Annotated in this window: 17 protein-coding genes and 1 pseudogene; 12 read left to right on the top strand and 6 right to left on the bottom strand. The window is 72.0% G+C overall.

Going from position 1 to position 15,186, the window contains the following annotated elements; translation table 11 throughout:
• Nucleotides 1–17 precede the first annotated feature (17 nt).
• Nucleotides 18–278: a mycoredoxin gene (locus KIH74_RS03675; protein ID WP_214154268.1), complete on the top strand. Its 261-nt coding sequence runs from the start codon at nt 18–20 to the stop codon at nt 276–278.
• Between the two features lie 131 nt (nt 279–409).
• Nucleotides 410–898 (top strand): nucleoside/nucleotide kinase family protein, encoded by a 489-nt coding sequence (locus KIH74_RS03670; RefSeq protein ID WP_214154267.1) that lies wholly within the window; start codon nt 410–412, stop codon nt 896–898.
• A gap of 33 nt (nt 899–931) precedes the next feature.
• On the opposite strand, the gene nudC is transcribed toward KIH74_RS03670, so the two are convergent.
• Nucleotides 932–1,846 (bottom strand): NAD(+) diphosphatase, encoded by a 915-nt coding sequence (gene nudC, locus KIH74_RS03665; protein WP_214154266.1) that lies wholly within the window; start codon nt 1,844–1,846, stop codon nt 932–934.
• A 39-nt stretch (nt 1,847–1,885) separates the two neighbouring features.
• Here nudC and KIH74_RS03660 point away from each other — a divergent pair, with 39 nt between their 5' ends.
• From KIH74_RS03660 to KIH74_RS39125, 6 genes and pseudogenes are all read left to right on the top strand, one after another.
• A complete protein-coding gene (locus KIH74_RS03660) occupies nt 1,886–2,797 on the top strand; it encodes a phosphotransferase (protein ID WP_214154265.1) in 912 nt (303 codons plus the stop codon).
• Entirely contained in the window at nt 2,781–3,611 is an 831-nt protein-coding gene (locus KIH74_RS03655) for an endonuclease/exonuclease/phosphatase family protein (protein WP_214154264.1), read from the top strand. The genes KIH74_RS03660 and KIH74_RS03655 overlap by 17 nt, the downstream gene beginning before the upstream one ends.
• Before the next feature lie 75 nt (nt 3,612–3,686).
• Nucleotides 3,687–4,661: a UDP-glucose 4-epimerase GalE gene (gene galE / locus KIH74_RS03650; RefSeq protein WP_214154263.1), complete on the top strand. Its 975-nt coding sequence runs from the start codon at nt 3,687–3,689 to the stop codon at nt 4,659–4,661.
• 175 nt (nt 4,662–4,836) lie between these two features.
• The gene (locus KIH74_RS03645; RefSeq protein ID WP_214154262.1) at nt 4,837–5,277 is read left to right on the top strand and encodes a CoA-binding protein; all 441 of its coding nucleotides are present in this window, start codon (nt 4,837–4,839) and stop codon (nt 5,275–5,277) included.
• Nucleotides 5,274–6,746: an LCP family protein gene (locus KIH74_RS03640; protein WP_214154261.1), complete on the top strand. Its 1,473-nt coding sequence runs from the start codon at nt 5,274–5,276 to the stop codon at nt 6,744–6,746. Before KIH74_RS03645 ends, KIH74_RS03640 begins: the two co-directional genes overlap by 4 nt.
• Nucleotides 6,743–7,172: pseudogene (locus tag KIH74_RS39125) on the top strand (RidA family protein). Before KIH74_RS03640 ends, KIH74_RS39125 begins: the two are co-directional and overlap by 4 nt.
• Here KIH74_RS39125 and purE read toward each other — a convergent pair.
• The gene (gene purE, locus KIH74_RS03630) at nt 7,159–7,737 is read right to left on the bottom strand and encodes a 5-(carboxyamino)imidazole ribonucleotide mutase (protein ID WP_214154259.1); all 579 of its coding nucleotides are present in this window, start codon (nt 7,735–7,737) and stop codon (nt 7,159–7,161) included. The pseudogene KIH74_RS39125 and the gene purE overlap by 14 nt on opposite strands.
• Nucleotides 7,738–7,751: 14 nt before the next feature.
• Nucleotides 7,752–8,942 (bottom strand): 5-(carboxyamino)imidazole ribonucleotide synthase, encoded by a 1,191-nt coding sequence (locus KIH74_RS03625; protein WP_281417665.1) that lies wholly within the window; start codon nt 8,940–8,942, stop codon nt 7,752–7,754.
• Between the two features lie 225 nt (nt 8,943–9,167).
• On the opposite strand from KIH74_RS03625, the gene KIH74_RS03620 reads away from it, so the two are divergent.
• A complete protein-coding gene (locus KIH74_RS03620) occupies nt 9,168–9,794 on the top strand; it encodes a GtrA family protein (protein WP_214154258.1) in 627 nt (208 codons plus the stop codon).
• A gap of 21 nt (nt 9,795–9,815) precedes the next feature.
• On the opposite strand, the gene KIH74_RS03615 is transcribed toward KIH74_RS03620, so the two are convergent.
• Genes KIH74_RS03615 through KIH74_RS03605 form a run of 3 tightly spaced genes read right to left on the bottom strand, consistent with a single transcriptional unit; the run spans nt 9,816 to nt 12,260 of the window.
• Nucleotides 9,816–10,793, bottom strand: coding sequence for an adenylate/guanylate cyclase domain-containing protein (locus tag KIH74_RS03615; protein WP_214154257.1), 978 nt, complete (start codon nt 10,791–10,793; stop codon nt 9,816–9,818).
• Nucleotides 10,790–11,377 carry a PH domain-containing protein gene (locus KIH74_RS03610; protein WP_214154256.1) on the bottom strand — a complete coding sequence of 196 codons (588 nt, stop codon included), beginning with the start codon at nt 11,375–11,377 and terminating at the stop codon, nt 10,790–10,792. The genes KIH74_RS03615 and KIH74_RS03610 overlap by 4 nt, the downstream gene beginning before the upstream one ends.
• Before the next feature lie 7 nt (nt 11,378–11,384).
• Complete coding sequence (locus KIH74_RS03605) at nt 11,385–12,260, bottom strand: biotin--[acetyl-CoA-carboxylase] ligase (RefSeq protein ID WP_214154255.1); 876 nt, start codon at nt 12,258–12,260, stop codon at nt 11,385–11,387.
• Between the two features lie 111 nt (nt 12,261–12,371).
• On the opposite strand from KIH74_RS03605, the gene KIH74_RS03600 reads away from it, so the two are divergent.
• The 3 genes from KIH74_RS03600 to KIH74_RS03590 all read left to right on the top strand — a co-directional run bounded on the left by KIH74_RS03600 (nt 12,372) and on the right by KIH74_RS03590 (nt 15,165).
• The gene (locus KIH74_RS03600; RefSeq protein WP_214154254.1) at nt 12,372–13,955 is read left to right on the top strand and encodes an acyl-CoA carboxylase subunit beta; all 1,584 of its coding nucleotides are present in this window, start codon (nt 12,372–12,374) and stop codon (nt 13,953–13,955) included.
• 12 nt (nt 13,956–13,967) lie between these two features.
• Nucleotides 13,968–14,252 carry an acyl-CoA carboxylase subunit epsilon gene (locus KIH74_RS38320; RefSeq protein ID WP_214154253.1) on the top strand — a complete coding sequence of 95 codons (285 nt, stop codon included), beginning with the start codon at nt 13,968–13,970 and terminating at the stop codon, nt 14,250–14,252.
• Between the two features lie 235 nt (nt 14,253–14,487).
• The gene (locus tag KIH74_RS03590; RefSeq protein ID WP_308113558.1) at nt 14,488–15,165 is read left to right on the top strand and encodes a Maf family protein; all 678 of its coding nucleotides are present in this window, start codon (nt 14,488–14,490) and stop codon (nt 15,163–15,165) included.
• The last annotated feature ends 21 nt before the right edge of the window (nt 15,166–15,186 follow it).

The raw sequence follows: 15,186 nt of genomic DNA, 5'->3' as shown, positions 1-15,186 counted from the left end.
CGCGAAGGATGGCTTCGATGGACGCCCCGGCTCCCGGCACGATCACCATGTTCAGCACCACCTGGTGCGGTTACTGCAAGCGGCTCAAGAGCCAGCTTCAGCGTGAGGGCATCGGCTACACCGAGGTCAACATCGAAGAGGTGCCGGACGCCGCGGACTACGTGATGTCGGTGAACAACGGCAACCAGACCGTTCCCACGGTGGTCTTCCCGGACGGCTCGGCGGCCACCAACCCGTCGCTGGCCGAGGTGAAGTCCCGCATCGGCACGCCGGCCTGACGCTGAGTCCCGACGATCTCGCCGAGCAGATCGCCCGGCAGCTGGACCGGCTGCCGGGCGATCGCCGGCGTCTGGCCCTGGACGGCCCGGTCGAGGCCGACACCTCCGGGCTGGCCGACACGGTCGCCGGGGTGCTGGCCGCCCGGGCCGTGCCGGTGGCCCGGGTGAGCGCCGGCGACTTCCTGCGTGGGCGCTCGGTGCGGCTGGAGTACGGCCACGACGACCCGGACTCGATGTACGACCTCTGGTACGACTTTTCGGCCCTGCGCCGCGAGGTGCTCGACCCGCTGCTGCCCGGCGGGCGCCACACCTGGCTGCCCCGGCTGCGCGACCCGCACACCGACCGCTCGGTGCGCGCGACCCCGCAGCCCGCGCCGCCCGGCACCGTGGCCGTCGTCGACGGCCGGTTCCTGACCCGCGACGACATCCGGGACGGGTTCGACCTGATCGTTCACCTGGACGTGTCGGCCAGTGCCCTGGGACGACGGCTTCCGGCGGACGAGACCGCCCGGGTGAGTGGCGCCTGGCAGCGTTACCTGGCCGAGGCGGACCCGGTGAAGCATGCCGATCTGGTGGTCCGCTTCGACCACCCGGACCGGCCGGCGATCCGGCCGGCCTGAGCGTCGTCCACCATTTGTTCGCCCTTGAGCGCTCTACCAGGCCGACGTGTCGTCGGGGATCGGGGCGCCGAACCAGTCCTCGATCAGCCGCCGGGCGATCGAGACCGCGGGCGGGAGGATGAGCCGGCCGGCCTTGATGTCGGCCTGGAGTTCCTCCCGGCTCCACCAGCGCGCCTCGGCCAGTTCCACGCCGTCCACCCGCACCTGCGACGACAGCGCCTCGCCGCGGAAGCCCACCATCAGGGACGACGGGAAGGGCCAGGGCTGACTGCCCCGGTACTGCACCTCACCCACCAGCACGCCGGACTCCTCGAGCACCTCGCGGCGCACCGCGTCCTCCAGCGACTCACCCGGCTCGACGAACCCGGCCAGCGTCGAGTAGCGGTGTTCCGGCCAGGACGCCTGCCGTCCGAGCAGCACCCGGTCGTCCGCGTCGACCACGGTCATGATCACCGCCGGGTCGGTGCGCGGGTAGTGCTCGCGCCCACAGTTCGGGCACAGCCGCACCCAGCCGGCCTGCACCACGTCGGTGCCCTCGCCGCAGTTGGCGCAGTGGGTGTGGAAGGCGTGCCAGGCGATCAGCGCCACGGCGGTGGTGAAGATGCCCGCACCGGCGTCGTCGAGCAGGGCGCCGACCTCGCGCAGCGGCGCCCAGCGCACCCCCTCGGGCACGGTCGGGCGCTCGGCGACGGACAGCGCCAGGTAGCCCCGGCCCTCGTCGTCCGTGCCCAGAAAGAACCGCAGCGCATCGTCTTTCAGCCCGACCAGGGCGTCGGCGGTCCACAGGTGCAGGGTGGGGGCGGCGGTGATCGCGGTCTCGCCCTCGTGGATCAGCGCGACCCGGGTGCGGGGGTCGGCGAGAAGGGTGGCGACCAGCTGCGGGTCGGAGCGACGCTCGGCCGTCCGGTCGAGCGTCGAACGGGACAGGGCGAGACGCTCCAATGGCATAGCCGCACCCTAACCGGCATCTCCGGTTACGGTGGATCGGTGCCCGCCCGATCACCTCTCTCCCTGGCCGCGCTGGCCTCCGCGGCCGTCAGCGGCCTGGAACCGATGCGCACGCAGCTGCTCGACGCCACCGCCGACGACATCGATACCGCCCTGATCGAAGACAACCTGAGCCGGCACTGGGTGGTGCGGGCCCCGCGCAACAACGTGGCCAGCATGCGGCTCGACGCGGAGTCCCAGCTGATCGGCCAGCTGCGCTCGTGGCTGCCGTTCGGGATGCCCGAGGCGGAGGGCGTGGCGCCGTTGCGTTCCGGTGGCCGCGCGCTGGTGCACCGCAAGCTGCCGGGCCGGCCGATCCGGCCGCTCGAGCTGCTCCACCGCCCCACCCTCGCCACCGCGTACGGCCAGGCCATCGCGGCCATCCATAATCTGCCCACCCGCCTGGTCGAAGAGGCCGGGCTGCCGGTGTACACGGCCGAGGAGTACCGGTTCCGCCGCCTGGCCGAGCTGGACCGGGTGGCGGCCACCGGTCTCACCCCGGTGCGCCTGCTGACCCGCTGGGAGCACGCGGTCGAGGAGGTCGGCGCCTGGCGGTTCATCCCCTGCGTCGTGCACGGCGACCTGGCCGGCGACAACGTGCTGGCCGAGGGCGAGGAGGTGACCGGGGTGATGGAGTGGTCCGAGACCCGGGTCGCCGATCCCGCCGACGACCTGGCCTGGGTGTCGATCGGGGCGACCGAGACCGCGATGGGCCCGGTGTTCACCGCCTACACCGCGGCCCGCAGCGAGCCGGTGGACGTGGACCTGCGGCGCCGCGCCCGGCTGTCCGGCGAGTTCGCGATCGCCCGCTGGCTGCTGCACGGGGTGCACACGGACGACTCGGCGATCATCGACGACGCCGTGCAGATGCTCGCTGACCTGGAGGCCGGAGTCGGTGACGAGCCCTGGTGAATTCTTCCCGCGCATGCACGACGAGAGCGCCCGCCTGCGTGTCGCCTCGCTGAACCTGTTCTCCGGCCGCACCTCTCGTGGACTGCCCGCCGGTCCGGAGGCGCTGGCCGAGGCGGTCGGCCGGCTGGACGCCGACGTGCTGGGCATCCAGGAGGTGGACCGCGACCAGCCGCGCTCGGGCGGCACCGACCAGACGTCGGTGGCCGCCCAGGCGCTGGGCGCGGGCTGGAAGCGGTTCGAGCCGACGGTGCTGGGCACACCGGGCGAGCCGGGCTGGACCCCGGCCACCGGCACCTCCTCGGTCGGGCCCGCCTACGGGATCGGGCTGGTCTCCCGGGTGCCGGTGCTGGAGTGGCACAGGCTGCGCCTGCCCCCGGCCGGCGGCCGTTATCCGCTGGTGTCGCCCGGCCGGCCGCCACGGCTGATCTGGCTGCGGGACGAGCCGCGGGTGGCGCTGGCCGCCGTGCTGGACCGCGGCGTGACGGTGGTCTGCACCCACCTGTCCTTCGTCCCCGGTGTCAACCTGCGGCAGCTGCGCCAGGTGCGGCGCTGGCTGGAGGGACTCGGTGTGCCCCGGCCGGTGCTGGTGCTCGGCGACCTGAACCTGCCCCTGCTGCCGGTGCGCCGCTCGACCGGCTGGACGCCCCTGGTGAGCCGGCCGACCTTCCCGGCCCGGCGGCCCGGGGTGCAGCTCGACCACGTGCTGGCGATCGGGCTGCCACCGGGTTCGCGGGTGTCGGGAGAGACGGACGAGGGCCTGCCGGTGGGTGACCACTGTGGCGTCCGGGTGGTTCTGGAACTGCCCCGCCCGTGACCCGGGAGTGATTGCCCAGCTTTCTGACAGCGGGCGCGATCTCCCCGTTCAGGGGCGGTGGGTAGGGTTGCCGATATGACATGGCTTGTGACCGGTGGCGCCGGGTACATCGGCGCGCACATCGCCCGCTGCCTCGAGGAGTCCGGGCGGTCCGTCGCCGTCCTGGACGATCTGTCGACGGGTGTGCGGGATTTCGTCGGTTCCGGTACGCGCTTCCACGAAGGCTCGATCCTCGACGCCGACGCGCTGCGCGCGGCCCTGACCGAGCCCGACGGCTCTCCGATCACCGGCGTGATCCACTGCGCCGGGTTCAAGTACGCCGGTGAGTCGGTGAAGCGCCCGCTGCACACCTACACCCAGAACGTGCAGGGCACCCAGCACCTGCTCGAGGTGATGGCCGAGGTCGGCGTCGAGAACATCGTGTTCTCCTCCAGCGCGGGCGTCTACGGCACGCCGGACGTCGAGCTGGTCACCGAGAGCACCGCCACCACCCCCGAATCCCCTTACGGTGAGAGCAAACTCATCGGCGAGTGGCTGCTGCGCAACGTCGGCCGGGTGTCCGGCCTGACCCACACCTCGCTGCGCTACTTCAACGTGGTCGGCTCCGGCCACCCCGACATCTACGACGTGAGCCCGCACAACCTGTTCCCGGTGGTGCTGAAAACCCTCACCGAGGGCGGCATTCCGCAGGTCCGGGGCAACGACTACGACACCCCCGACGGCTCCTGCGTGCGGGACTACGTGCACGTGCAGGACATCGCCCTGGCGCACGTCGCGGCCGCCGCGCGGATGGAGGCCGGGCAGCCGATCGAGCGGGTCTACAACCTGGGCAGCGGTGACGGCGCCTCGGTGCTGGAGATCATGACCGCGGTCGCCAAGGTCACCGGCATCGCCTTCGAGCCGAAGATCGTGGACCGGCGCCCCGGCGACCCGGCGCGGATCGTGGCCGACGGCCAGCTGGCCCAGCGCGACCTGGACTGGGCCACCCGGCACAGCCTGGAAGACATGGTCGCCTCCGCCTGGACGGCGTGGCAGTCGGTCGCCCGCTGACCGGTTCGCACCGGCCGGTTCCGGCAAGTACCTGGAGGGCACCTGGGGTGCAGCCCCGCACCCCAGGTGCCTTTCTGTGACCGGACTTTGACGCAGCGTCCGGCTTGATCACAGTTCCCCGGGAGGCCATCCGGGCATGAGGCGAATTGTCGGTGTCTCAGGGCAGACTGTGCCCATGGAGACCGCTTCAAGGGCACACCGCAATGACCCCGGGGTGATGCAGCGGCTGCTCACCACGCCCACCAGATGGGCCGTGGTCGGGCTGTCCGACAACCGCACCCGTCCCGCGCACAGCGTGGCGCGGTACGTGCAGAACCTGGGCATGCGGATCGTCCCGGTGCACCCCAAGGCCGACACGGTGCACGGGGCCAGGGGCTACGCCACCCTGGCCGAGGCGGTGGCGGCCGAGGGCCCGATCGACGTGGTCGACGTGTTCGTCAACAGCGAGGGCGCCGGCGACGTGGTGGACCAGGCGATCGCGGTGGGCGCCAAGGCGGTCTGGCTCCAGCTCGGCGTGATCGACGAGGCCGCGGCGGCACGGGCCGCCACGGCCGGGCTCGCGGTCGTGATGAACACCTGCCCGGCGATCGAGGCCCCGCGGCTGGGGGTGGCATGAGCGACAACGACGAACCCCGCTTCTGGACGCCCGACGAGGCGGCCGGGCGGCCGCGTCGCCGGCCCCAGCGTGACCAGCAGCCGTACGACCAGGAGGCCGACGAGGTCGGCGACATGTACCGCCAGCACGGCGGCGAGGACCCGCACGCCGGGTACGGGCAGCGGGTCGACCGGCACGACTCCGACCGGTACGGCTCCGGCCAGTACGGCGACAACCGGTACGGCGACGACCAGTACGGGCGCGGTGGGCAGTACGGCGCGGCCGGTCAGTACGGGTCCGGCGACCAGTACGGGCAGGGTGACCAGTACGGGCGTGGCGGCCAATCCGGTTCCGGAGCGGGTGGTTACGGGCCCGGCGGGCGTGGCGCGCAGGGCCAGGGAAGTGGCGGGGCCGGCGGTCGCGGGCCCGGGGGCCGGGGACCGGACGGGCCCGATGGCCCGGGCGGCCCGGGGCGTCCACCGTCGGCCTTCTCCGGCCCGCGCCGGGGGCTGCGCCTGCGGCCGAAGTGGATCGCGCTGATCGTGGTCGGCCTGCTCATCGCCTATCCGATCATCCTCGGGTTCACCGCGTGGACCAGCCTGAACCGGGTGGACGCGGTCGGCCCGGCCCACGAGAACTCCGAGCTCGAAGACACCCCGGGCCGCACCTACCTGGTGGTCGGCAGCGACGCCCGCAGCGACCTGAGCGACGAGGAGAAGAAGGACCTCGGCACCGGCTCGGTCGCCGGCCAGCGCACCGACACGATCATGCTGCTGCACGTGCCCGACGGCGACGGCCCGACCGTGCTGATCAGCGTGCCGCGTGACTCCTACGTGCCGATCCCGGGCCACGGCAGCAACAAGATCAACGCGGCCTACTCCTACGGCGGCGCGTCACTGCTGATCCAGACCCTGGAGAACGTCGGCGGGGTCAAGATCGACGATTACGTGGAGACCGGCCTGGGCGGCTTCGCCGACATCGTCAACGCGATCGGCGGCGTGGAGCTGTGTCCCAAGCGCAACATGAAAGACAGCAAGGCGCACATCAACCTGAAGAAGGGTTGTCAGCAGATGGACGGCAAGACCGCCCTCGGCTATGCCCGCGCCCGCTACAGCGACCCGAAGGGTGACCTCGGCCGGGTGGAACGGCAGCGCGAGACGCTGGCCGCCATCGCCAAGAAGACCCTCTCCCCCGCCACCCTGATCCAGCCCTGGCGGGCCATCCCGGCGGCCAAGGCGGGCGGCGGCGCGCTCACCGTCGACGAGTCCACCGGCCCGATGGCCCTGACCAAGTTCGTGCTGGCGATGAAGGCGGTGTCGGGCAGCAACGGCATCTCGATGACCGTGCCGATCGGCAACGCCGACTACCGGGTCAACGGCATGTCCGCGGTGAAGTGGGACAGCGAGAAGGCCCTCCAGATGTTCGACGCGCTGAAGAACGACGACACCTCGGCCCTCCAGACCCTGGCGGACGCACAGAAGGACTCATGACCCGGCCCCCGGCGGTGCGTCTGATCCGGTCCGCGATGCTCTCCGACGTGGCCGAATACGCTTACGCGGCAACGGCTCCCGCCGGACCCGGTTGATCTTCCTGGCCGGCGCCTGCCCGCTGGCCGACGACGGCTCCACGGTCGGCCCGGGCGACATCGCGGCCCAGGCGGCGCGGTGCGCGCACAATCTGCGCATCGCGCTCGCCGACGCCGGCGCCTCGGTTCCCGACCTGATCAGTACCCGGGTCCTCGTGGCCACCACGTCCCGGGCCGAGCTGGTGACGGCCTGGAACGTGGTGCGTGACGTCTGGCCCCGCACGATCACCCGAGCACCCTGCCCGGGGTGACCGTGCTGGGGTACGACGATCAGCTGGTCAAGATCGAGGCGGTGGCAGCGGTACCCGACCCCGCTCTCACCCCGCGCTGAATCCGGTGGCCGGACGGCTCGACGGCGTGGCGGCGTGGCCGGTCTGTGCGTCGTCCCTGGTTCTGGACCGCAGCTTCTCGCCCTTGGCGTGGGCCGCGTCGCGCAGGCTCACCGAGAAGTCGACCAGCGCCGAGCGCAGCCCGGCGGCGAACTCGCCCTCACCGGCGGCCAGCACCCGCACGGCGAGCAGGCCGGCGTTGCGCGCGCCCGCGATCGAGACGGTGGCCACCGGGATCCCGGCCGGCATCTGCACGATCGACATCAGCGAGTCCATGCCGTCGAGGTACTTCAGCGGCACCGGCACGCCGATCACCGGCAGCGGCGTCACGCTGGCCAGCATGCCCGGCAGGTGGGCGGCGCCGCCGGCCCCGGCGATGATCACCCGCAGGCCACGCTCGTGCGCGGCCGCGCCGTAGCTGATCATCTCCTGCGGCATCCGGTGCGCCGACACCACGTCGGCCTCGTACGGCACGCCGAACTCCTCCAGGGCGAGGGCGGCGGCCTCCATCGTCGGCCAGTCCGAGTCCGAGCCCATCACCAGGCCGACCAAAGGCTGAACAGCCATTCCAGAAATCCCGATCACTCGTCGATGTCGCCGCGGATGAACGCCGCGGCGTGCCGGGCGCGGGCCAGGCAGTCGTCCAGGTCGTCGCCGCAGACGGTGACGTGGCCGACCTTGCGGCCGGGGCGCACGTCCTTGGCGTACATGTGCACCTTGACGCCCGGGTCGCGGGCCATCACGTGCAGGTAGCTGCGGTAGAGGTTCTCGTACTCGCCACCGAGCACGTTCACCATCACGGTCCACGGCGAGCGGGCCCGCACCTCGCCCAGCGGCAGGTCCAGCACGGCGCGCAGGTGCTGCTCGAACTGGCTGGTGACGGCGCCGTCGATGGTCCAGTGCCCGGAGTTGTGCGGGCGCATGGCCAGCTCGTTGACCAGGATCGAGCCGTCGGCGGTCTGGAACATCTCGACCGCGAGCACCCCGACCACGCCGAGCTCACCGGCGATCCGCAGGCCCACGCCGGTGGCCTCGACCGCCTGCTCCTCGGTCAGGCCCGGGGCCGGGGCGATCACCTCGTGGCAGATGCCGTCTTTCTGCGTGCTCTCCACCACCGGCCAGGCGGCGGCCTGACCGGAGGGGCTGCGGGCGATCAGCGCGGCCAGCTCCCGGGTGAAGGCGACCTTCTCCTCGGCGAGCAGCCCGTCCGGACCGGCCTGTTCCAGCCATTCCCGGGCGGTGGCGGCCCGGTCGCCGGTCAGCTCGTCGATCAGCAGCACGCCCTTGCCGTCGTACCCGCCGCGCGGGGTCTTCAGCACCAGGCCGCCGGGTAGCGAGGCGGCGAACGCGGACAGGTCGTCGAAGGTGCGCACCTGCGCCCAGCGCGGGCAGGGCAGGCCGAGTTCGGTGAGCCGGCGGCGCATGGCCAGTTTGTCCTGCGCGAAGCCGAGCGCGGCCGGGCCGGGGCGCACCGGCACCCCGTCGGCCACCAGCTTCTCCAGGATCGGGCCGGGTACGTGCTCGTGCTCGAAGGTGAGCACGTCGCACTGCGCGGCGAAGGCGGTGACGGTGGCGAGGTCCCGGTGGTCGCCGACCGGGGCCTCGTGGATAGCGAGGGCCGCGCTGCCGGTCGCCGACTCGGCGAGCACCCGCAGCCGCACGCCCATCGCGACGGCCGGGGGCTGCATCATGCGGGCGAGCTGGCCGCCGCCGATCACACCGACGGTCGGGAAGCCACCCGGGATCGGGTCGGCCGCGGTGAGCGGGGTCAGGCGGACCTTGCCGAACGGGCCGGCCGCGCCGTCCGGATCGGGCGAGGCGTCAGGAGAGGGAGAGACCACGGCGGCAGCGTAACGATGCACGCGACCTGCACCTGCATCCCACGAGGCGAGAGGCGTGAACCGGGCATGATCACGGGAAAGTTCCACAGCATCGCGGGTGGGCGGCGAGACTTCTCGGCTTAGCGATCCTCAGGTTCGCGTGGCACTGTTAGGCCGGTGGCTGCCGATACGTTGTTCTCCCGCCTGCGCAGATCAGTCGATCTGCTGTATCGCGAGGTGGTGAAGTTCGGCGCGGTCGGCGGCATCGCCTTCGTGGTCGACACCGGCGTGTTCAACCTGCTGCTGCACAGCGCGGTCGGCGAGCAGCTCGGCCTCGATCACAAGCCGCTCACCGCCAAGACCGTCTCCGTGCTGGTCGCCACCGTCGTGGCCTGGGTGGGCAACCGCTACTGGACCTTCCGGCACCGCCGCCGCGCGTCCGTGCGGCGTGAGTTCGTGCTGTTCGGTGTGATGAACGCGGCCGGGCTGGCGATCTCGCTGGCCTGCCTGGGCTTCTCCCGGTACATCCTCGACCTGGACTCGCCGCTGGCCGACAACATCTCCGGCAACGTGATCGGGCTGGGCCTGGGCACGCTCTTCCGGTTCTGGGCCTACCGCACGTTCGTGTTCACCCACGACCACGAACCGGTGAACGGCGAACCGACCCCGCCCGGCACCCCCGAGGCGATCGCCGAAGACCTGGCCGAGCACGCCGAGCACCACGACCACCCGCACCGTCCGGAGACCGCGGCCCACCGGCCCGGCCTGGACCTGTCCCGGCGGGAGAGCCCCTCGCGCTCGTGAGGCAGGGGTGTCTCGTCGTCCCTAATCAACCGTGATCAGCTGGTCGTTGATCCCCATCGGCGCCACCAGCAGCGGCTGCACCTGACCGAAGCCACGCACCAGGCGGGGCCGCTGCGCCACCAGCTCGATCCCCGGGTGTCCCTGCAAGGCCCGGGCCGTGCCCGGGTCGGTGATCACCGTGCCCGGCTCGGCCAGCGACGTGAGGCGGCTGGCCAGGTTGACGGTGGTGCCGTACACGTCGCCCAGACTGCGCAGCACCGGGCCGTGCACCATGCCCACCCGCACGTCGGGCACCAGGTCGTCGTCGGCCATCCGCGCCGAGATGGACAGGGCGATCAGCGCGCCCGTCATCGCCTCCGGCGCGATGAACAGCACCTCGTCGCCCACCGTCTTGATCACCCGGCCACCGCCCGCGGTGACCACGTCGGACGCCAGTCCCTCGAACCGCTGCACCAGCCGGGACAGGTCGCGGCGGGGCAGGCGGCGGGACAGCCGGGTGTAGGCCACCAGGTCGGCGAAGCACACCGTGACCTCGGCGGCCGGCCGCCCGGACGAGGCGTCGAGACGGCTGATCGTGGCGGCCAGCTGACGCCGGAACGAGTAGACGAGCAGCTCCTCCAGCTCGGGGGTGAGCTGCTCGATGAGTTTCAGCGGATCTTCCGGGGCACCGCCGGGGCTACGGCTGGCCAGGTATTCCAGCAGTGCCTCCACCTGCCACGACACCAGCCGGTCGGTGGTCTGGCCCAGGGCGCGGGCGCAGGCGATCGCCGTCTCCTCGTCGATCAGGTCGCGCCGCACCATGCCGACGACCTGGTCGAGGGCCTTGCGGTCGGTGTCGTTGAACACGACCTCCTCGTCGTCGACACCGGGAAAACCGAGCGCCCGCCACAGCTTGCGCGCCGAGAGCCGGGAGACCCCGACGCGCCGGGCCACCTCCCGGCGGCCCATGGTCCAGGGGCCGCCGAGGAGGTGGGAGGTGAACTCGTCGCGTTCGCTCACTTGCGTCCGTGATCCTCAGGGGTGTCGGAGGCCTCGGGACCGCGGTACTCCTCGTCGAACGCGTCGTCGAGCGAGCGCGCCAGGGCCGGGTCGAGCGGCCGGCCCTCGACGCCGCGCAGGTCGTCGGACAGTTCGTAGAGGGTGCGCTGCACGATCTCGACCTTCGGGATGTCGGTGAGCAGGAGCTGGCCGTTCTCGCCGGCGTTCTCGACCTTGAGGCTGCCGCAGCCGAGCATGCGCTCGATCAGGCTGTGCTCGAACGAGACGTCGTTGAGGCGGGACAGCGGCATGTCGTGCCCCGACCGGTTGAACACGCCCTCCCGCAGGATCAGCCGCTTGGTGGTGATCACGTAGGTCTGGTTCCACCAGACCACGATCGGCCACAGCACCCACTTCAGGGCGATCAGCAGGCCGACCCCGGCCGCGATCATCGTGACGACGGGCTGGCCCAGCAGGAAGGACGCCCCGATCAGGGCGAGGAGCAGGATGAACAGAAGGATCGGCCAGGCGATCACCTTGATGTGACGACGCAGAACCAGAACGAGTTGTTCGTCGTCCGCCAGCAGACGCGTAGGGAAGCCCATGCCCAGATCATGCCGTTTCCGGGTTGCGAACATGAACAACGTCTGCTGCCGCGAGCGCCTGGGTGGAACCGCCGGGCAGCCGCAGCAGCAGCCGGCCGTCGTCGTCCACCCCGTCGGCCAGCCCGACGCGGCTGATGCCGCCGGGCAGTTCGGCCCGCACGGTGGCCCCGATCGTGGAGCAACGCTCGCGGTAGGCGGCGGCCACACCGGAGCGGCCCGCGCCGTCCCCGGTGGTGACTGCTCTTTCGAACTCGCCGAGACGGCGCGCGAGGGCACGCAGGACGGCCCGCAGCACGGTGTCGCGGTCGGTGGTGGCGGAGCCGGCCAGGCGCAGCGAGGTGGCGGTGGGCACCGGCAGCTCGGAGGCGTCCTGGGTGACGTTGAGGCCGATCCCGATCACCACCGCCGGGCCGCTCGCCTCGGCCAGGATGCCCGCGATCTTCAGCCGGCCGCCCGCGTAGTCGGCGGGGGCCGGCCCGGTGGCGGGTACCAGCACGTCGTTGGGCCATTTGAGGGACGCCGGAAGACCGCAGACCCGGACCAGCGCGTCGGTGACGGCCACCCCCGCGACGAGGCTGAGCCAGCCCCAGGTCTCGACCGGGGCGGCCGGGCGCAGGAGCACCGAGAAGGTGAGCGCGGAGCGTGGCGGGACGGTCCAGGCACGCCCCAGCCGACCGCGTCCGCCGTTCTGGCTGTCGGCGATCAGCACGGCCCCGGCCTCCTCGCCGGCCTGGGCCCGGGCGACCAGGTCGGCGTTGGTGGAGGCGGTCTCCGCGACCACGTCGATCGTGCGCCAGGTGTCCGCGCCGACGGCGAGAGCGCTGCGCAGGGCGGCCTGACGCAGTGGGGGGCGCTCCAGATCGGTCCATGGTCCTGACGACATGCCGCCAGGATAGGCCGATGTGATCTGCGTCCCGATCCGGCCCCGCTGTGACGTGTTCGCAGAGACTAAAGTCGGCCACCGAGAGCACCGCCTGCCTGCGAGGAGTGCGTGATGTCGTCCGAGCCCAACATCCACACCACCGCCGGCAAGCTGGCCGACTTCCACCGCCGGACGGACGAGGCGGTGCACGCCGGATCGGCCCGTGCGGTGGAGAAGCAGCACGCCCGGGGCAAGCAGACGGCCCGGGAGCGGCTGGAGGCCCTGCTCGACCCGGGGTCGTTCGTGGAGCTGGACGCCCTGGCCCGGCACCGCTCGACGGCGTTCGGGGTGGACGCCCGCCGGCCCTACGGCGACGGCGTGATCACCGGCCACGGCACGATCGACGGCCGCCAGGTGTGCGTGTTCAGCCAGGACGTCACGGTTTTCGGCGGTTCGCTGGGTGAGGTCTACGGCGAGAAGATCGTCAAGGTGCAGGATCTGGCGATCCGCACCGGCGTCCCGCTGATCGGCATCAACGAGGGCGGTGGCGCGCGCATCCAGGAGGGTGTGGTGTCGCTCGGCCTGTACGCCGAGATCTTCGCCCGGCACGTGAAGGCGTCGGGGGTGATCCCGCAGATATCGCTGATCATGGGCGCGGCCGCGGGCGGGCACGTGTACGGGCCGGCGCTGACCGACTTCGTGGTGATGGTCGACCAGACCTCGCACATGTTCATCACCGGCCCGGACGTGATCAGAACCGTGACCGGGGAAGAGGTCACGTTCGAGGAGCTGGGCGGGGCCCGCACCCACAACACGCTCTCCGGCAACGCCCATCACCTGGGCGCCGACGAGAAGGACGCCCTGGAGTACGTGCGCGCCCTGGTGTCGTACCTGCCCGACAACAATCTCTCCGATCCGCCGGAAACTGGTTTCGCCGCAGAGGATTTCGAGCTCGACGAGGAGCTGGACTCGTTCGTCCCGGACTCCGCCAACCAGCCGTACGACATGCACACGGTGATCGAGCACATCCTCGACGACGGCGAGTTCCTGGAGGTGCAGGCGCTTTTCGCGCCGAACATCCTGGTCGGGTTCGGCCGGGTGGAGGGCCGCCCGGTGGGGGTGGTGGCCAACCAGCCGATGCAGTTCGCCGGGTGCCTCGACATCAACGCCTCGGAGAAGGCGGCCCGGTTCGTGCGCACCTGCGACGCCTTCAACGTCCCGGTGCTCACCCTGGTCGACGTGCCCGGTTTCCTGCCCGGCACCGACCAGGAGTGGAACGGCATCATCCGGCGCGGGGCGAAGCTGCTGTACGCCTACGCCGAGGCCACGGTCCCGCTGGTCACGCTGATCACCCGCAAGGCGTACGGCGGGGCGTACGACGTGATGGGCTCCAAGCACCTCGGCGCCGACGTCAACCTGGCCTGGCCGACCGCGCAGATCGCGGTGATGGGGGCGCAGGGGGCGGTGAACATCCTGTACCGCAACGAACTCCGGAAGGTGGCGGACGAGGGCGGCGACGTGGAGGCGGCCCGCCAGGCGTTCGTCACCGACTACGAAGACACCCTGGCCAACCCGTACATCGCGGCCGAGCGCGGTTATGTCGACGCGGTGATCCAGCCCGCCCGCACCCGCGAGCACGTGGCCCGGGCGCTGCGCGCGCTGCGGACCAAACGGGATCAGGCGCTGCCGCGCAAGCACGGCAACATCCCTTTGTGAGCGGGGGCTCTCATGCTTGAGGACGACGCCGCCGGCCCGGTACTGCGTGTCGTGCGCGGGAATCCTACGCCGGAGGAACTGGCCGCGCTCCTGGCGGTGATGACTGCCGTGCGGGCTGCGGGGTCGGCCGACCCTGGTTCTGGCGGGCCTGGTTCCGGCTCTGGCGGGCCTGGTTCCCGTCAGGTCGGATCGAGTGGGGTCGGATCGGGGTCGGCCTGGAACGACCGGGCGGCCCTGGTGCGGCGGCCGGTTGCGCACGGGGCGGGGGTGTGGCGGGCTTCGGGGTGGTCACGGTGAGCGGATGGTGCACCTGGCCTCACGTCCGGGTCGCCCGCCTCACCGGTGAGGACCCCACCCGGCCGCCAGGGCTGGGGAGGGTGGGTTCGTCCCGTGGGTCCGCGTGCCGCGGCGGGCACTCCGGCCGCACCCGACCTCACACTTTGGCCGACCCGGTCCGTCTTCCCGGTGGGGGCACCGCCCGGCCCGCCAGGGCTGGGGGAGGGTGGGGTTCAGCAACTGCTTCACTGTGGCCGTGAGTATCCATGTGTCCCTGACCCTTGCCTCCGCCTCGCCGGCCCGGCTGTCCACCCTGCGCGCCGCCGGGATCGAGCCGACCGTGCGGGTCTCGGCCGTCGACGAACCGGCCGTGCTGGCCGCCACCGGGATCACCGACCCGGAAGACGTCTCGCTCCTGCTGGCCAGGGCGAAGGCCGAGGACGTGGCCTCGGCCGTCCAGCGCGAGTACTTCGACAGCGACGAGGACGACGACGTGGCCGCGCCCGGCCTGGTGCTCGGCTGCGACTCGGTGCTGGATCTGGACGGGGTCGCCCTGGGCAAGCCCGCCGACGCCGCGGACGCGGTGCGGCGCTGGAAGGACATGCGCGGACGCAGCGGCCGGCTGTGCACCGGCCACTGGCTGGTCGACCTGCGCGACGAGGAGGACGGTGGCACCGGGGGCACGCTCGGGGCGGTCTCGGTGACCACGGTGTACTTCGCCAAGGTCACCGACGCCGAGATCGAGGCCTACGTGGCGACCGGCGAGCCGCTCGCGGTGGCCGGGGCCTTCACCGTGGACGGCCTGGGCGGGCCGTTCGTCACCGGGATCGAGGGGGACTTCCACGGCGTCGTGGGGGTGTCACTGCCGCTGGTGCGCGACCTGGCCAGGGACCTGGGCGTCGCCTGGCCCTCACTCTGGACGCCCCGCTCCTGACCGCCGAGCGACACCGTCACT

It is taken from the genome of Kineosporia corallincola, from assembly GCF_018499875.1.
In the GTDB taxonomy this organism is placed as follows: Bacteria; Actinomycetota; Actinomycetes; order Actinomycetales; family Kineosporiaceae; genus Kineosporia; species Kineosporia corallincola.
Note: the sequence above shows the minus strand (reverse complement) of the source record. Positions and strands in the feature narration are given on the sequence as shown.